The 17,050-nt window shown below is 72.6% G+C and carries 15 protein-coding genes; 5 read left to right on the top strand and 10 right to left on the bottom strand.

Features of this window, described 5'->3' with window-relative positions; all coding sequences use genetic code 11:
- Positions 1–231: 231 nt before the first annotated feature.
- The 4 genes from AQI70_RS00440 to AQI70_RS00425 form a co-directional block, all read right to left on the bottom strand.
- A complete protein-coding gene (locus tag AQI70_RS00440) occupies positions 232–759 on the bottom strand; it encodes a DinB family protein (protein ID WP_062142431.1) in 528 nt (175 codons plus the stop codon).
- Between the two features lie 402 nt (positions 760–1,161).
- Positions 1,162–1,665, bottom strand: coding sequence for a nucleoside deaminase (locus tag AQI70_RS00435; protein ID WP_062142429.1), 504 nt, complete (start codon positions 1,663–1,665; stop codon positions 1,162–1,164).
- Between the two features lie 95 nt (positions 1,666–1,760).
- Positions 1,761–4,079, bottom strand: a complete 2,319-nt coding sequence (pucD, locus tag AQI70_RS00430) for a xanthine dehydrogenase subunit D (RefSeq protein WP_062142427.1) — start codon at positions 4,077–4,079, stop codon at positions 1,761–1,763.
- A gap of 624 nt (positions 4,080–4,703) precedes the next feature.
- On the bottom strand, positions 4,704–5,804 hold the full coding sequence (locus AQI70_RS00425) for a pyridoxal-phosphate-dependent aminotransferase family protein (RefSeq protein ID WP_062142425.1): 1,101 nt from the start codon (positions 5,802–5,804) through the stop codon (positions 4,704–4,706).
- A 181-nt stretch (positions 5,805–5,985) separates the two neighbouring features.
- On the opposite strand from AQI70_RS00425, the gene AQI70_RS00420 reads away from it, so the two are divergent.
- From AQI70_RS00420 to AQI70_RS00400, 5 genes are all read left to right on the top strand, one after another.
- Positions 5,986–6,831 carry a transporter substrate-binding domain-containing protein gene (locus AQI70_RS00420; RefSeq protein WP_062142423.1) on the top strand — a complete coding sequence of 282 codons (846 nt, stop codon included), beginning with the start codon at positions 5,986–5,988 and terminating at the stop codon, positions 6,829–6,831.
- On the top strand, positions 6,828–7,661 hold the full coding sequence (locus AQI70_RS00415) for an amino acid ABC transporter permease (protein WP_062142420.1): 834 nt from the start codon (positions 6,828–6,830) through the stop codon (positions 7,659–7,661). Before AQI70_RS00420 ends, AQI70_RS00415 begins: the two co-directional genes overlap by 4 nt.
- Positions 7,658–8,461: an amino acid ABC transporter ATP-binding protein gene (locus tag AQI70_RS00410; RefSeq protein ID WP_062142418.1), complete on the top strand. Its 804-nt coding sequence runs from the start codon at positions 7,658–7,660 to the stop codon at positions 8,459–8,461. Before AQI70_RS00415 ends, AQI70_RS00410 begins: the two co-directional genes overlap by 4 nt.
- 21 nt (positions 8,462–8,482) lie before the next feature.
- Positions 8,483–9,574, top strand: coding sequence for an amidohydrolase family protein (locus AQI70_RS00405; protein ID WP_062142416.1), 1,092 nt, complete (start codon positions 8,483–8,485; stop codon positions 9,572–9,574).
- A gap of 166 nt (positions 9,575–9,740) precedes the next feature.
- Positions 9,741–10,649: an SCO1860 family LAETG-anchored protein gene (locus AQI70_RS00400; protein ID WP_062142413.1), complete on the top strand. Its 909-nt coding sequence runs from the start codon at positions 9,741–9,743 to the stop codon at positions 10,647–10,649.
- Between the two features lie 64 nt (positions 10,650–10,713).
- On the opposite strand, the gene cobC is transcribed toward AQI70_RS00400, so the two are convergent.
- The 6 genes from cobC to cobM are packed head-to-tail and all read right to left on the bottom strand — an operon-like array spanning position 10,714 to position 17,040.
- Positions 10,714–11,802 (bottom strand): Rv2231c family histidinol phosphate aminotransferase CobC, encoded by a 1,089-nt coding sequence (cobC, locus tag AQI70_RS00395; protein WP_079051090.1) that lies wholly within the window; start codon positions 11,800–11,802, stop codon positions 10,714–10,716.
- Positions 11,765–12,697, bottom strand: coding sequence for a sirohydrochlorin chelatase (locus AQI70_RS00390; protein ID WP_004002258.1), 933 nt, complete (start codon positions 12,695–12,697; stop codon positions 11,765–11,767). The genes cobC and AQI70_RS00390 overlap by 38 nt, the downstream gene beginning before the upstream one ends.
- Positions 12,694–13,284, bottom strand: a complete 591-nt coding sequence (locus AQI70_RS00385) for a precorrin-8X methylmutase (RefSeq protein ID WP_062144861.1) — start codon at positions 13,282–13,284, stop codon at positions 12,694–12,696. The genes AQI70_RS00390 and AQI70_RS00385 overlap by 4 nt, the downstream gene beginning before the upstream one ends.
- Positions 13,285–13,289: 5 nt before the next feature.
- Positions 13,290–14,990, bottom strand: a complete 1,701-nt coding sequence (cobJ, locus tag AQI70_RS00380; protein ID WP_062142411.1) for a precorrin-3B C(17)-methyltransferase — start codon at positions 14,988–14,990, stop codon at positions 13,290–13,292.
- Entirely contained in the window at positions 14,987–16,225 is a 1,239-nt protein-coding gene (locus tag AQI70_RS00375) for a bifunctional cobalt-precorrin-7 (C(5))-methyltransferase/cobalt-precorrin-6B (C(15))-methyltransferase (protein WP_062142409.1), read from the bottom strand. Before AQI70_RS00375 ends, cobJ begins: the two co-directional genes overlap by 4 nt.
- Positions 16,222–17,040 carry a precorrin-4 C(11)-methyltransferase gene (cobM, locus tag AQI70_RS00370; protein WP_062142407.1) on the bottom strand — a complete coding sequence of 273 codons (819 nt, stop codon included), beginning with the start codon at positions 17,038–17,040 and terminating at the stop codon, positions 16,222–16,224. Before cobM ends, AQI70_RS00375 begins: the two co-directional genes overlap by 4 nt.
- Between the last annotated feature and the right edge of the window lie 10 nt (positions 17,041–17,050).

Here is a 17,050-nt window from a genome sequence, read left to right as displayed (position 1 = left end):
CACGCGGGCGTGAAGGGTGGGGCGTGACAGCCGTGAATCGCCCGATTTTGCCCGGTTAATACCGCACAAAAGGGATGCGATGTGGAACGCGTCACAGCCATGTAACTCTCACGAGATCTGCCCGAATTACTCCGGTTGGCGTTCGCGGAATCTTTGCGTTTAGGACCCGGGAAAGCGGGCAGAAGAGGATGGGAAGCTGCCCGGAAAAGGAATTGCGGAATTACGTTGAATTCAGGCGCCGGTAACGCCGTCGATACGCTCCCGCAGAATGTCGGCGTGGCCGTTGTGCCGCGCGTACTCCTCGATCATGTGGATGAGCACCCAGCGCAGACTGACCTCCACGCCGGCCATGGGCCCGTCGGCGATCCGCCCCACGCCGTCCAGCGACCGCCCCGCGCACACCTCCCGGCCCCGCGCGATCTCCCGGCGCCACACCGCGAGCGCCTCGTCGACACCCCGCCCGGGATCGAGCGAGTACCCGCTCTTCTCCCCGTACACCGGCGGCACGTCGAGTCCACCCACCACCCGCTGGAACCAGTTCCGCTCACACTCGGCGAGGTGCTGCACCAGCCCGAGCAACGTCAGCTCGGAGGGCTCGGCGGAGGCAAGTCGTAACTGCGCGTCGTCCAGCCCGGCGCACTTGAGTTCCAGGGTGGCGCGGTGGAAGTCCAGCCAGCTTTCCAGCATGGGGCGCTCGTCGCCGGTCAGGAGGGGGACGGGGCGGCCGTCGGGGAGGGTGAGGGGCGCATCGGACGTCATGCCGCCAGTCTTGCACTCGGCCTCGGATCACCGGCGGGGAGGCGAGGCCACGGCGGAAGCCCTCGCCCACGGAAGGCGCGTGCGAGACGACCAGCACCGTCGACTCCGCATGCCGCGCCGGCAGCCCGCCTCCCGGCAGCGCCGCGGCGGCGGGGCGACGATCACCTGCCCGCCACCGCGGGGCGGCCGGCCGTGGCGCGGTCGCCCCCGGCCTGCCGCCACGCGGCCTCCGGCAGCGGCGGATCCGAGCCGCCACTGCCGGAGAACCGCTTCTGAGGTGTCAGCGGCGTCTCACCGTGCCGCAGCAGTACGAGGGCCGTCGGCCGGGACGGCTTCCCGCACTCACCCGTTCAACTCCACCGGGGCGTGGACCTCGGCACGGACGGTGTCCGGAGCTCCTCGTCAGTAGTCGACGCGATCCGACTTGGCCAGCCACGCGTCGAACGGCGCCGTGCGGTTCGGCAGGTCCAGTCGCTCGACCGCCATCGGCCACATCGACTGGGGCCTCTTCTCGAACAGGTCGTAGAACCTGCGGTCGTCGAAGCCGGCCACCGCGGCATCGTGCCGGTCGGCGCAGTAGACGACCCGGTCGACTCGCGCCCACAGTGCGGCGGACAGGCACATCGGACACGGCTCGCACGACGTGATCAGGACACAGCCGTCGAGCGAGAAGGTGTCGAGTTCCCTGCACGCGGCCCGCATCGCGCTCACCTCGGCGTGCGCCGCCGGGTCCAGGGTCGCGGTGACCTGGTTGTGCCCGATCGCGACGACCGCGCCGTCCTTGGCGACCAGCGCGCCGAACGGACCGCCGCCGTCCGTCACGCTGTGGGTGGCCAGCCTGATCGCCTTTTCCATCCAGGCCCGCTCGAACTCCTGGACACTCGTTTCCTGCGTGTGCGTGGTCACGGTCACTCCTTCGGGAGAGGGTGGGTGTTCGAGGGCCCACGGGTGCCGCCGTCGGGTCAGCGCCGTCGGGCGGCACCGGCGGGAGGTCGTCGCGGCTAGAGCCCGCAGAGCTGCTCCGGTGTGACCGGGGTGTGGGTGAGGTTCAGGCCCGTGGCGTTGCGGATGGCGTTCACGATCGCCGGGGTGGCGGAGATGGTGGGCGGTTCGCCGACGCCACGCACGCCGTAGGGGGCGTGCGGGTCGGCCCTTTCGATCACGTCCACCGTCATGGGCGGCGTGTCCAGGATGGTCGGGATCAGGTAGTCGGTGAACGACGGGTTGCGGATCTTGCCGTCTTCGACCTTGATCTCCTCCATGACGGCAAGGCCGAGGCCCTGTGTGGAGCCGCCCTGGATCTGCCCGACGACGGCGTCCGGGTTGATGGCCTTGCCGACGTCCTGGGCGCAGTCCAGCTGGACCACCTTGACCAGGCCCAGCTCGGTGTCGACCTCCACCACGGCGCGGTGCGCGGCGAAGGCGTGCTGGACGTGCACCCGCGGGCTCTGTCCGGTCACCGGGTCCATCTCGTACGTCCGCAGGTGGTGGTACTCCCTGGTCTCCTCGATCGCGTCGTCGCCGAGGACGTCGACGAGGTCGGCGACGAAGCCGGTGGCCGCGGAGACGACCTTGCCGCCGGAGAGCGAGAGCGCCGCGGGGTCCTCGCCGAACCGCTGGGCGACCCGGTCGAAGACCGCCGCGCGGACGGCTTCGCACGCGTTCCGGACGGCGCCGCCGGTGATGTAGGTCTGGCGGGAGGCCGAACTCGACCCGGCGTCACCGACGTTGGTGTCGGCCGGGTGGATGTTCACCCGTTCCACGCCGAGTTCGCTGCGCGCGATCTGCTGCTGCACCGTGATCAGGCCCTGTCCGACCTCGGCCGCCGCGGTGTGCACCATCGCCACCGGTTCGCCGCCGATGACCTCCAGCCGCACCCGCGCCGTGGAGTAGTCGTCGACGCCTTCGGCGTAGGAGACGTTCTTGATGATCACGCTGTAGCCGACGCCCCGGACGACGCCTTCGCCGTGCGTGGTGTTGGACAGGCCGCCCGGCAGGGTCCGGATGTCCCTCGGCCCGGGCCGGTTCTCCGGTGGCAGCGGCAGCTTTTCGAGGCGTTCCAGCAGCTCGGCGACCGGCGCCGGATAGTCGAGGACCTGCCCGGTGTGCATGGTCGAGCCCTCTTCGACGGCGTTGAGCTGACGCAGCCGCACCGGGTCCATGCCGAGCGCCGTGGCGAGCTTGTCCATCTGCAGCTCGTAGGCGAACGCCGGCTGCACCGCCCCGAGGCCGCGCATCGCGCCGCACGGCGGGTTGTTGGTGTACAGGCCCCAGCCCTCGATCCGGACGTTGGGTACCTCGTACGGCCCGACGCCCAGCGAAGTGGCGTTGCTGACCACGACCGGGGTCTTGGAGGCGTACGCGCCGCCGTCGAAGTACATCTTCGCCCTGACGTAGACGAGCTTGCCGTCCTTGGTGGCGCCGTGCTCGTAGTACATCTTGGCGGGGTGGCGATGGACGTGCCCGTAGAAGGACTCCTCCCGGTTGTAGACCATCTTCACCGGCTTGCCGGTGTGCAGCGCCAGCATGCAGCAGTGGATCTGCATGGACAGGTCTTCCCGGCCGCCGAAGGCGCCGCCGACGCCGGACATGGTGAAGCGGACCTTCTCCAGGGGCAGCCCGAGTGCGCGTGCCGTCTGCTTCTGGTCGACGTGCAGCCACTGGGTGGCGAGGAACAGGTCCACACCGCCGTCCTCGGCCGGGATGGCCAGCCCGGACTCGGGGCCCAGGAAGGCCTGGTCCTGCATGCCCAGGGTGTACACGTCGGACACCACGACGTCCGCCCGGGCTTCGGGGTCGCCCTTGACGATGGGCTGGTAGCGCACGACGTTGCCGCCGGGGTGGAGCTTCGGAAGCGTGTCGTCGTGTGCGGCGCGCTCGGGGTCGGTGACCGGTTCGAGCACCTCGTAGTCGACGACGATCTTCGCCAGGGCGCGGCGGGCCGTCTCGGGGTGATCGGCGGCGACGAGGGCGACCGGCTCGCCCTGGTAGCGGACGATGTCCTCGGCGAGGACCGGCGTGTCGGAGACCTTCAGGCCGTAGACGTTCTCGCCCGGGACGTCCTGGTGGGTGAGGACCGCGTACACGCCGGGCTGCCGGAGCGCGGGTCCGATGTCGATGGAGTTGATCCGGGCGTAGGGGTGGGGGCTGCGCAGGGTGGCGCCCCAGAGCATGTCCTCGGCCCACAGGTCGGAGGAGTAGGCGTACTCGCCGCTCACCTTGAGGACTCCGTCCGGGCGCAGCGGGCTGTCGCCGATGCCGCCGGTGATGGCCTCGTCGAGGTCCTGGGGAGTGCGGGCGGGGGACGTCTGGGTGGTCATCGGGAGGCCTCCGTCGTGGTGGCGGGATGGTTGCCGGGCATGAGGTGGTCGGTCTCCGTTCCGGGGAAGCGGTTCAGGGCGTCGGCGGGGGCGCAGACGATCGGTTCGCCGGCCGCCCGGGAGGACGAACGTCATGTACGGCGACCGCGTCCTGCGGCCCGGTTCGCGGGGTGTGAGAGATCGGGGCAGGTGATCCCGACGTGCCGACCACAGAACGTCTCCGTCACGGCTTTCTCCCTCGTTCGGCAAGGTGTCAGGGGGATCGAGCAGAGTGGTCGGCCGACGGTGGTCCCTGTTGCTCTCGACCGGCACGCCGGTATCGCCCGCGACCGGCGTCGCGTCCGGCTGCCGGGCCTTTGCGTCCGGCGCTGCAACTCGCCTTGTTCCGTCGCGACTTGGTAAGGAGTACACAGCCAACCGGCCGGAGTCAGCCAGGAGTGGAAGACATGAAAGCGCCCGCAGGCCCAGACCGGCTCTTCGTAGGTTTCTACAAGAGCCGGTCAGGCCGCGGGCGTTAGGAAACTCCTAGTGCTCCAGCCGTGGCTGGCGGTCGGGCCGACGGGGCCCGAGCCCAGCCGAGGGGTGTCAGGGGCGGCAGCCCCGGCGAGATCCCGGGGCGGGCGACTAGCGCCAGGCCTCCGCCGCGGCCCGCAGTGCCCCCTCCACATCCACCCGCAGCCCCCGCTCCGCCAGCACGGCCCCCAGCGCCGCCACAGACCCCCGCACCGCGCCCGGTGTCGCATCCGCCCCGTAGTGATTGACCCGGATCATCTCCTTGGCCAACGCCCCGCCCCCGGCGGCCAGCGGCAGCGCGGGGTCCAGTTCCAGCGCCCGGGCCACCACCTCCGACGCCACCACCCCGGCCGGTGTCCGAAGGGTCGTAGCGACCGGAGCGGCCTCCGCGGCCTCGTACACGTACGGCTCCACGCCCCCGCCCAGGGCGACCGCGGCGGCCCGAGCCGAGAGCGCGGCGGTCCGGTGACGGGCCATCACCGCCGCCGGCCCGTCCGCCTCGATCCGCTCCACACAGGCCTCCAGCGCCAGCATCTCCAACTGGGCGGGCGCATGCAGCAGCGCCTTGCGCCCGCCGTCGATCCACCGCTCCTTCCAGTCGAGGAGCGACAGATACGACCGCCGCGGCGCCCGCGGATTCGCGGCCATCCGCGCCCACGCGCGCTCGCTCACCGACACCGCCGACACCCCGGCCGGCCCGCCCATCGCCTTCTGCGCCCCGATGACGCACAGATCCACACCCCAGGCGTCCGGCAGTACCGGCTCGGCCCCGACCGACGCCACCGCGTCCAGGTAGAACAGCGCCCCGTGCGCCCCCACCACCTCGCCGATCTCCGCGACGGGGTTGGTGTTGCCGGTGGCCGCCTCCGCGTGCACCAGGGACACGAAGTCGATCTCCGGGTGCTCGGCGAAGGCCTGACGGATCTGGTCCGCCGTGACCGCCGTATGGAACGGCACCGCCAGATCGATCACGGTCGCGCCGCAGTCGCGCAGCCAGTTCCCGAAGGTCTGACCGTACGGGCCGGTGATCACGTTCAGCGCGGTCGTGCCGGGCCCGGCCGTCCCCCGGATCGCTCCTTCCAGCGGCAGCAGCGCCTCGCCCTGCATGATCACGACGTCCTGCTCGGTCCCGAGCAGCCGTGCCACCCGGTCCTCGACGGCGGCGAATCGCGCGGCGCTCAGCGGGGCCAGGTCCAGGAAGGGGTGGGTCACGGCAGGGCTCACTTCACTCTCTTCGCTCCGGGTGGACGAGGACGAGCGTAACCGGGCGCCCCAACACCGTTTCCGCTCCCGACTTCTTAGGTCGAACGGCCCCGAAACCATCGGTTTGATTTGAGGGCCTCAAACTTCTCCTTATAATCGGAACCCACAGTTCCCTGACAGGAGGCTCCCCGTGAAGACGACCCTCGGGCGCCGGACCCGCATTCTGGCCGCCACCACCGCGACGGCCGGGCTGGTGCTCGTGGCCGGCTGCACTTCCGACGACAACGGCGGCGGCGGTACGAAGACCGCGGCCGGCGGCGTCGAGCTCGTCAAGGCGGGGCAGCTCACCACCTGCACCCACCTGCCGTATCCGCCCTTCCAGTCGGAGATCGACGGCAAGGTGCAGGGCTTCGACGTCTCCCTCGTCGACCTGGTCGCCAAGGACCTGGGCGTGAAGCAGGCCATCGTCGACCAGCCCTTCGAGAACTTCAAGACCGGCGGCTCCCTCAACGCCGGCCAGTGCGACCTCGCCGCCGCCGGTATGACCATCACCGAGGAGCGCAAGAAGAACGTCGACTTCTCGGACCCGTACTTCGAGGCCACCCAGGCGGTCCTGGCCGACAGGAAGAGCGGCATCTCCTCCTTCGCGGACCTCAAGGGCAAGAAGGTCGGCGCCCAGGCGCAGACCACCGGCGAGGACTACGCCAAGAGCAAGGGCCTGGACCCCGTCTCCTTCGAGTCCTCCGACGCCGTCCTCAACGGCCTGCGCACCGGCCAGGTCCAGGCGGTCGTCATCGACTACCCGGTCGTCCAGGGCTGGCTGAAGGACAAGGCCAACGCCGACGCCTTCGAGGTCGCCGAGCAGATCAACACCGGCGAGCAGTACGGCTTCACGGTCAAGAAGGGCAACGACAAGCTCCGCGAGGCCATCAACAAGGCGATCAAGGACGCCAAGGCCGACGGCACGTACAAGAAGCTGTACGAGCAGTGGATCGGCCCGTACGACGAGTCCGCGGCGTCCGCGTCCGCCTCATGACCGCTACGGACGTACAACTCCAGCCGAAGAAAAAGGGCCTGACCCGACGTCAGAAGCGCACCCTGTCGCGCGGCGTCCAGTACGTCGTCTTCGTCGCGGCCGTGATCGCCTTCGCGGTCGCGGCCGACTGGGACCGGCTGCGCAACCAGTTCGCGCAGAAGGCCATCGCGGAGCAGATGTTCCCCGAGGTCATCACACTCGCGCTGAAGAACACCGTGCTGTACACCCTGTCCGGCTTCGCCGTCGGACTGGCGCTCGGCATGGTGATCGCGCTGATGCGGCTGTCGTCCGTCGGGCCCTACCGCTGGCTCGCCGGCGTCTACATCGAGATCTTCCGCGGTCTGCCCGCCCTGCTGATCTTCATCTTCATCGGGGTCGCCGTACCGCTGGCCTTCCCCGGCACCGAGATCCCGGGCGGTACATACGGCAAGGTCGCGCTCGCCCTCGGCCTGGTGGCGGCCGCGTACATGGCGGAGACGATCCGCGCGGGCATCCAGGCGGTACCCAAGGGGCAGATGGAGGCGGCCCGGTCGCTGGGCTTCTCCCCGGCCCGCGCGATGGTCTCGATCATCATCCCGCAGGCGTTCCGCATCATTCTCCCGCCGCTCACCAACGAACTGGTCCTGCTCTTCAAGGACTCCTCGCTGGTGCTGTTCCTCGGCGTGACACTGGAGGAGCGCGAGCTGTCCAAGTTCGGCCGCGACCTGGCCAGCCAGACCGCCAACTCCACGCCGATCCTGGTCGCGGGCCTGTGCTATCTGCTGGTCACGATCCCGCTCGGCTTCGTCGTACGCCGTATGGAGGCCAAGGCCCAGGAGGCCGTCAAGTGAGTACCCCGAGCACCAGGGCCGAGATCCAGGTCCGCGACCTGCACAAGTCCTTCGGCGACAACCAGGTGCTGCGCGGCATCGACCTGGAGATCGGCCAGGGCGAGGTCGTGTGCGTCATCGGCCCGTCCGGCTCCGGCAAGTCGACGCTGCTGCGCTGCGTGAACCTGCTCGAAGAGCCCACCAAGGGCCAGGTCTTCGTCGGCGGCACCGAGCTCACCGACCCGGACGTCGACATCGACGCCGTACGCCGCCGGATCGGCATGGTCTTCCAGCAGTTCAACCTGTTCCCGCACCTCACGGTGACCGAGAACCTCACGCTGCCGCAGCGCCGGGTGCTCAGGCGGGACAAGGCGACGGCCGCGAAGGTCGCCGCCGAGAACCTGGAGCGGGTCGGCCTGGCGGAGAAGGCGACGGCGTACCCGTCCTCCCTCTCCGGCGGCCAGCAGCAGCGCGTGGCCATCGCCCGCGCGCTCGCCATGGGCCCGGAGGTGATGCTCTTCGACGAGCCGACCTCGGCGCTCGACCCGGAGCTGGTGGGCGACGTCCTCGCCGTCATGCGCATGCTCGCCGACGAGGGCATGACGATGATGGTCGTCACCCACGAGATGACCTTCGCACGCGAGGTCGCCGACCGGGTCGTCTTCATGGACGGCGGCGTGATCGTCGAGGACGGCACCCCCGACCAGGTCATCGGCAACCCGCAGCACGAGCGCACCCGCCACTTCCTCTCCCGCCTCCTCGACCCGGCGATGGCGGAGGTGGAGGAGGAGACCTCGGACCAGGTCGGCAAGGGCGACTAGGCGGTCATTAGGGTGCAGTACATGAGCGAACGCGCGGTGCTGCACGTGAAGGGCCGGGTCCTCGTCGGACCCGACGACGTCCGGGACGAGCTGTGGGTCGTCGACGGCCGGATCTCGTACGACCGCCCCGCCGGCGCCCGCGACGTCCGGACCGTCGAGGGCTGGGCCCTGCCCGGCCTCGTCGACGCGCACTGCCATGTGGGCCTCGGCGCGCACGGCCCGGTCGACGACGACATCGCGGAGAAGCAGGCGCTGACCGACCGCGACGCGGGCACCCTGCTGATCCGCGACGCCGGCTCGCCCTCCGACACCCGCTGGGTCGACGACCGCGAGGACCTGCCGAAGATCATCAGGGCCGGCCGGCACATCGCCCGCACCCGCCGCTACATCCGCGGCTACGCGCACGAGATCGAGCCGGAGGACCTGGTCGCGTACGTCGCCCAGGAGGCCCGGCGCGGCGACGGCTGGGTCAAGCTGGTCGGCGACTGGATCGACCGCGACCTCGGCGACCTCGCGCCCACCTGGCCCCGGGACGCGGTGAAGGCGGGCATCGCGGAGGCCCACCGCCTGGGCGCCCGCGTCACCGCGCACTGCTTCTCGGAGGACTCGCTCCAGGACCTGGTCGAGTCGGGCATCGACTGCATCGAGCACGCCACGGGTCTGACGGAGGACCTGATCCCGCTGTTCGCCTCGCGAGGCGTGGCGATCGTCCCCACCCTCGTGAACATCGCGACCTTCCCGAAGCTGGCCGACGGCGGCGAGTCCAAGTTCCCCCGCTGGTCGGCCCATATGCGCCGGCTCCACGCACGCCGCTACGACACGGTCCGCTCCGCCTACGACGCCGGCATCCAGGTCTACGTCGGCACGGACGCGGGCGGCACCCTGCCGCACGGTCTGGTGGCGGCCGAGGTGGCGGAACTGGTCACCGCCGGCATCCCCCCGGTCGAGGCCCTCGCGGCGACGACCTGGAGGGCCCGGAAGTGGCTCGGCCGACCCGGCCTGGAGGAGGGGGCCGCGGCGGACCTGGTGGTGTACGAGACGGATCCGCGAGCCGACGTACGGGTGCTGGCGGCACCGCGCCGGGTTGTCCTGAACGGTCGGATCGTCGGCTGAACCGGCTGTTGACCGGGTGACTGTGGAGAACGTGCGTGCCACCCGGTTCGAAAACCTGCACGGGAAACGCACGTGGGGGTGAACTCCCGTCAGGATGCTGACCGTTCGCCGCGCGTGCGCGATTCTTGCCGGGTCCCGAGCAAGTCTCCCCCGAGGGGTCCCCACCTTGAACGGCAACACATTCCGCATGCCCGCACGCCGTCTCGCCACCGTCGCGACGGCCGCCGCCCTGACCGCCGGTCCCGCGGTCCTGGGCGCCGCGGGCACCGCGCACGCGACCGGTGACGAGGGCCGCGCGAGCGCCGTCGTACTGCGCACCGGGCTCGACGTCTCCCTGCTCAACAAGACCGTGAACGTCCCGCTCGCGGTCTCCCTCAACGAGGTGCGGGCGCCGCAGAGCGCCGAGAAGGCCACGCTGACCGCCCGGCTGAACGGCGTCGACGGCGGAAAGCCGTTCAGCGTGCTCAGCGCGGAGGCCGCCTCGTCGAGGGCGACGGTCGCCGACGGCAGGGCCGAGGGGTACACCAACCTCGCCCATGCCAAGCTGCACGTCCCCGGTCTGCCGCTCCTGTCGCTCATCGAGGTCGGCCAGGTCACCTCCAAGGCCACCTGCGAGGCCGGCAAGAAGCCGACCGCCTCGTCCAACCTGCTGGGCGACGTCACCGTGCTGGGCAAGAAGGTCACCCTGACCGCCGGCGGCACCACGAGCGTCCGGGTGCCGGGCGTGGGCGACGTACGGCTGGACTACTCCAAGACGGAGACCACGTCGGGGACGGCCGCCGCCACCGCCCTCGAACTCAAGGTCTCCATCGACCCGTTGAAGCTCAACGTCGCCGAGGTCGAGGGCACCCTGACCCTGGCCGAGGCGACCTGCGAGACCCCGGCCGGGTCCGCGCAGGAACCCGCCCCGGGCACCGGTCCGGCCGGTGAGGTGAAGCCCCAGGGCGAGTCCGCCGGGGACGGCCTCGCCGAGACCGGCGGCAACTCCATGACGCCGTACCTCGCGGGCGGCGCGGTCGCGCTGCTCCTCGCGGGCGGGGGAGCGGTGGCGCTGGCGCGCCGGGGCAGGGGCTGACGGACGCGGAGCGAACGCGGCGGACCGGAACGCCCGGCATCGTGCGGGGCGTTCGGTCCGCGTCTCACTGCCGCGCCAGCGCCAGCGCCCGGTCCAGCGCCGACAGGAAGGAACTGACCGTCCCCCGGTCCCGCACCGCCAGCCTGAGCCACTCCTCGTCCAGCCCGGGGAAGGTGTCCCCGCGCCGGACGGCGAACCCCAGGTCGCGCAGGTGCCGTCGGACGGCGGCCGCCCTCGGCAGCCGTACGAGGACGAAGGGGCCCTCGGCGGGTTCGACGACCCGCAGCCCGTACCGGGCGAACTCGCCGAGGCCCGCGACGAGATGCGCCCGGTCGGCGGCGACGCGGTGGGCGGCATGGGCCGCCTCCGCCAACGCCTGCGGGGACACGCAGGCCTGCGCGGCGGCGAGCGCGGGCGTGGAGACCGGCCACAGGGGCTGGGCGCGCTCCAGGTCGGCGATGGTCTCCGGGGCGGCCAGGACGTAGCCGATCCGCAGCCCGGCCAGCCCCCAGGTCTTGGTCAGGCTGCGCAGCACCACCAGGCCCGGCACGTCCGTGCGTCCGGCCAGTGCCTCCCGCTCACCGGGCACCGCGTCCATGAAGGCCTCGTCCACCACCAACGTCCGCCCGGGGCGGGCGAGTTGGGCGATGGCGTCGGCCGGGTGCAGGATCGATGTCGGGTTGGTGGGGTTGCCGATCACCACCAGGTCGGCGTCCTCGGGGACGGCCGCCGGGTCGAGCCGGAAGCCGTCCGCCTCCCGCAGCAGCACCCGGTCGACCGTGTGCCCCGCGTCCCGCAGCGCCGACTCCGGCTCCGTGAACTGCGGGTGCACCACGACCGGCCGGCGCACCTTCAGCGCCCGCGCCAGCAGCACGAACGCCTCCGCCGCCCCCGCCGTCAGCAGCACCCGCTCCACCGGCAGCCCGTGCCGCGCCGCCACCGCCGCCCGCGCGGCCCGCCCGTCCGGGTAGGCCGCGAGGGAGCCCAGCGACTCGGCGATCCGCTCCCGCAGCCAGGCCGGGGGCGTGTCCGCGCGGACGTTCACCGCGAGGTCGGTGAGCTTCGCCCCGTCGTCACGGACCTCGGCGTCGCCGTGGTGCCGCAGGTCGTGCGCCTCAGTGGGCATGGGTGTGGGTGCCGTGGTGGTGGCCATGGTGGTGATGACCGTGGTGGCCGTCGTCGTCCGGGTGGAAGTGCGGCTGCTGGGGCATGCCGACCTTGTCCTCGAAGCCGGGCAGCGCGATGCGGTACACGCACGAGTCGCAGTTCATCCGCAGATCGCCCTTCAGGGCCTCCTCGTACCGCTCCATCACCAGGTCCAGCAGCTCCGGCTCCGGACCGATGACGTCCGCCGAGCGCACCTCGATCTCCGGGTGCGCGGCCGCCCAGCCCTCGGTCTGCTGGCGGACGCGGTCCGGGAGGATGCCGGTGAAGAGGAAGTAGGGGAGGACGACAATGCGCCGTGCTCCGAGCTTGGCGCAGCGGTCCAGGCCGCTCGGCACGTCCGGCGCCGCCAGCGACACGAACGCCGTCTCCACACCGGCGTATCCGCGTCCCTCCCACAGCAGCCGCGCCGCCTTGTGCACCTCGGCGTTGGCGTCGGGGTCGGTCGAGCCGCGCCCGACCAGCAGCACGGTCACATCGGCCCGGTCCCCGGGCGTGCGCCCCTCGGTGCCGAGCGCCTCGTCAAGGCGCCGCTCCAGTACGGACAGCAGCGACGGGTGCGGGCCCAGCGGGCGGCCGTAGGTGTACGAGATGCCGGGGTGCCGCTCCTTCTCACGGGCCAGGGCCGCCGGGATGTCGCCCTTGGCGTGCCCGGCGGACACCAGCATCAGCGGCACGGCGGCGAACCGCCGGACGCCTCGCTCGACCAGCTCGGTGACGGCCTCGCCCAGCGGCGGCGGGGACAGCTCGATGAAGCCCCCCGCGACGGGCAGCTCGGGGTGGCGGCGCCCCAGCTCCCGTACGAAGTCGCGGAACGCCTCGGCCCCGGCGTCGTCCCGGGTGCCGTGACCGGCGATGAGCAGGGCGGGCGGCGGGGTGGTCACAGTTTCTCCTCGGGATGGGAAGTGGGGTGGTACAGCAGGGCGTTGAGCGCGGCCGAGGCGACCGCCGAACCGCCCTTCTCGGACACATTGCTCACGGCGGGCAGCCCGCTCTCGCGCAACGCGGCCTTGGACTCGACCGCGCCGACGAAGCCGACGGGCAGGCCGATGACGAGGGCCGGGGCGGCGTCCAGGGTCAGCAGCTCCTCCAGCGCGGTCGGCGCGTTGCCGATCACCCAGAGGGCGCCCGGGCCGACCTGCTCGTGGGCCAGCCGGATGCCATGGGCCGAACGGGTCAGCCCCGGCCCGGCCACGGCGTCCCCCAGCCGGCAGACGGTCTCGCGCCGGGTGATGCCGGCTCCGACCATCTCGACGTCCACGACGACGGGCGCGCCCGCGTGCAGGGCCGCGTGCGCCTTCTCCAGGTCGCCCTCGTCCATGACGAGGTCGGTGGCGTAGTCGAGGTCGGCGGCGCAGTGGACGACCCGCTCCACCACGGCCCGGGTCAGCGGCGGGAGGTGCGAGGTGTCCAGGCGGGCACGCAGCCGCCGGTAGGACTCCTCCTCGATGGGGTGGATCACACGGGACACGGGGTTCACCGGGCACCCTCCTGCGATGCCTGCCAGCGGTAGCCGCGCGGCGTCACCATACGGCCCGCGATGTCCCGGGTCGCGGTGTTGCCCACGGTCACGACCGTCATCATGTCGACCGTCGCCGGGTCCAGGGCGCCCAGTGCGGTGAGCCGAGCGGACTCGTCCGGCCGGGACGCGTTGCGTACGACGCCGACCGGCGTCGTCGGCTCGCGGTGCTCGGCGAGGATCGCGAGGGCCTTGGGCAGCTGCCAGTCGCGGCCCCGGCTGCGCGGGTTGTAGAAGGTCACGACGATGTCCGCCTCGGCCGCGGCCCGCACCCGCCGCTCGATGACCTCCCACGGCGTGTGGAGGTCGGAGAGGCTGATGGACACGTGGTCGTGGCCGAGCGGGGCGCCCAGGATCGCGGCGGCGGCGAGGGCGGCGGTCACGCCCGGCACACCGATCACGTCGATGTCGTCGGAGGCCTCGGCGAGCGCGGGGGAGGCCATGGCGTACACGCCCGCGTCCCCGCTACCGATCAGCGCGACGGCCTGCCCCTTGCGGGCCTCCGCCACTGCCGTGCGGGCCCGCTCCTCCTCGGCGCCGAGCCCCGACTCCAGGATCCGGGTGCCGGGCCGCAGCAGATCACGGATCTGGTCGACGTACTGGTCGAGGCCGACGAGCACGGAGGCCCGCTCCAGCTCGGCCCTCGCCCGCGGGGTGAGCAGGTCCCGGGCGCCCGGCCCGAGGCCGACCACCGCGAGCCGCCCGCGCCCCGGACGCCGTACGACGGCACAGGTCGCCATCGCCGGCTGCCCGTCCGCGCGCTCCGACTTCCGCTTCGGTACGAGGAGTTCACCGCCGCGGACCAGGGCGGCGGCCTCGGCGACGGAGGGCGTGCCGACGGCCGCGAGGGGCGCGTCGGAGGGGTTGGGGGCCTCGACGGCGGCCAGCTCCTCGGCGGAGTGGGTGACGAGGGGGACGCCGAGGCGTGCGGCGGCCTCGACGATGCCGGGCTCACCGGCCTTGGCGTCGACGGTGGCGAGTTCGGCGAGGGACGCGGGGGAGAGGCCGGCGCCGGCGAGCGTGCGCTCGATCAGCCCGAGCACCTCGTCCACGGGCGCGCCCTTCGAGGCGCCGACGCCGACGACGAGGGACGGCGGACGCAGGACGACCTCGCGCTCGGCGGGCTCGACGAGCCGGTCCGTCAGCCGGATCGTGTACGCCCCCTCGGCCCCGGCCCGCAGCGGCGGCAGCGGCCAGGCCACCTCGGCCTTCAACGCCACCGCCTCGCCGTCCAGCATGGCCCGCGAGACCCCGGCGACATCGCCCTCCACCGGGAACCCGAGCATGTCCAGACCGGGCAGCCCCACGGCATCCGTCGCCGTGGTCACCACGGGCTCGGCGCCCAGCAACTCCCCGACCTCGCGGGCGAGTTCATTGGCACCGCCGCCGTGCCCGCCGACCAGCGACACGGCGAACCGCCCGCCCTCGTCGACGCACACCACACCCGGGTCGGCGGCCTTGTCCGCCAGCAGCGGGGCGAGCAGCCGTACGACCGCCCCCGTGGCCAGGAAGCACACCAACTGCTCGCACTCGGCGAACGCCCGGCGTACGGCGTCCTTCACGGGGCCCTCGTACACGCGCGTGCGGTCCGGCCATGCCGCGGCCAGCCGGTCCCGCGCCGCCGCCCCCGCCGCGGTGGCGGAAATGAGGCCGATCACAGGGCAACTCCTTCAGAACAGGCTTGAGGCCGCACGCCCCACAGCAGGAAAACGGGATTGGTCGCCGCGAGCCGGGTCACGTCCCCCGGCAGCGGCGCGAGCCGGGACGACTGCAACAGCACCCCGTCGCAGGAGAACCCGGCGTTCGTCAGGGCCTCGCGCGCGGCCGGCACCCGGTCGAGCGCGGCCATGGCGACGACCACCGTGCGCCGGGCGCGCCGAGCGCAGGCGGTGACGACGGCGGGCAGTTCGCGCCCCCCACCGCCGACGAACACGGCGTCCGGGTCGTCGGCGAGCTTCGCCAGCGCCTCCGGCGCCGCGCCGTGCACCACCCGCACGTCCACGCCGTGCGCGGCGGCGTTGGCGCGCACGCGCTCCACACCGTCCGGCGCCTTCTCGACGGCGACGGCAGCCGCCCCGAGGCGGGCGCACTCCACGGCCACCGAGCCGGAGCCCGCGCCGACGTCCCACACCAGGTCGCCGAGCCGGGGACCCAGCCGGGCCAGGGCCAGCGCCCGCACCTCGAACTTGGTGATCATCGAGTCGCGGTGGGCGAACGCGTCCTCCGCCAAGGCCCACCCGGCGGGCCGCGCCTCCGGCCCCGCGAGCGTCCGCGCCGGACCGAGCATCCGCGTCTCGTCCAGGCAGAGCACGACGCTCACCGCCGTACCCCAGTCACGGGCCGCCGCCTCGGCGGGCGTCACCCGCTCCACGCGCTCCCGCTCCGGATCGCCCAGAGCGGAGGCGACGACGAGGACGCGCCCGCTGTCCCGCAGGGCCGCGCCCAGCTCGGCCGGCCCGGCCCCCGGCCCGGTCAGCACGGCGACCTTGGGATGCGCCCGGCAGACATTGACGGCCGCCCGCGGAGCCCGCCCGTGCGCGCTGACGACGACCGCGTCGTCCCAGGTCAGCCCGAGCCGCGCGAAGGCGGTGGCGACGGACGACACCCCCGGCCGCACCTCCAGCCGCTCCGGCCCGAACCGCTCGGCCAGCGCCCGCACGACCCCGAAGAACCCGGGGTCGCCGGAGGCCAGCACCAGAACCGGCCGGTCCTTCGCCACGTACTCCTCGATGGTGTCGAGGGCGGGCGCGAGCGCCCCGAGCACGACCCGCTCCACCCCGTCGGGCAGCCGTACGGCCCCCAGGTGCCGCCGCCCGCCGACGACCAGCTCGGCATCGGCGAGGACGTCCTCGGGCGGCGGCGCCCCCGTCCCCGTACCGACGACCGTGATCACGTACTCGCCCCCCGCTCGCGCAGCGCCCGGCGGGCCTGCGGGTCGGCCTTGCGGTACCCGTGGAAGTGACCGGGGTGGTAGAGGTGCGAGCGCGTGCCCTGCGCGTCGAGGGCCGGGCCGACCAGGAACAGGGTGTGCTTCCAGAGCTTGTGCTCCTTGACGGTCTCCTCCAGCGTGCCGACGGTGCACCGCACGATCAGCTCCTCCGGCCAGGTCGCCTGGTACGCGACCACGACCGGCGTGGCCGTCGGATACCCGCCCTCCAGCAACTCCCGCACGAGCTGCCCGCTACGGGCCGCGGACAGGAAGATCGCCATGGTGGTGCCGTGCTTGGCGAACTCCCGCACCTCCTCCCCGGGCGGCATCGGCGTCTTGCCGCCGCCGAGCCGGGTGAGGACCACGGACTGGGCGACCTCGGGGATGGTCAGCTCGCGCTGCGCGAGCGCGGCGACGGCGGAGAAGGCGGAGACTCCCGGCACGACCTCGGTCTCGATGCCGAGCCCGGCACACCGGTCGAGCTGCTCCTGCGTACCGCCCCAGAGGGCGGGGTCACCGGAGTGGATACGGGCGACGCGCAGGCCCTGCGCACGGGCCCGCTCGTACACGGCGACGACGTCCTCCAGGGACATGGTCGCCGAGTCGAGGATCTCGGCGTCCTCACGCGCGTGCTGCAGGACCTCCGCCTGGACCAGGCTGGCCGCCCAGATCACGACGTCGGCCTCGGCGATGGCACGCGCGGCACGGAACGTCAGCAGATCGGCGGCGCCGGGGCCGGCACCGACGAAGGTCACCTTGCCGGTGGGCGCATCGGCCATGGGGAATCGG

This window comes from Streptomyces curacoi, assembly GCF_001513975.1.
In the GTDB taxonomy this organism is placed as follows: Bacteria; Actinomycetota; Actinomycetes; order Streptomycetales; family Streptomycetaceae; genus Streptomyces; species Streptomyces curacoi.
Note: the sequence above shows the minus strand (reverse complement) of the source record. Positions and strands in the feature narration are given on the sequence as shown.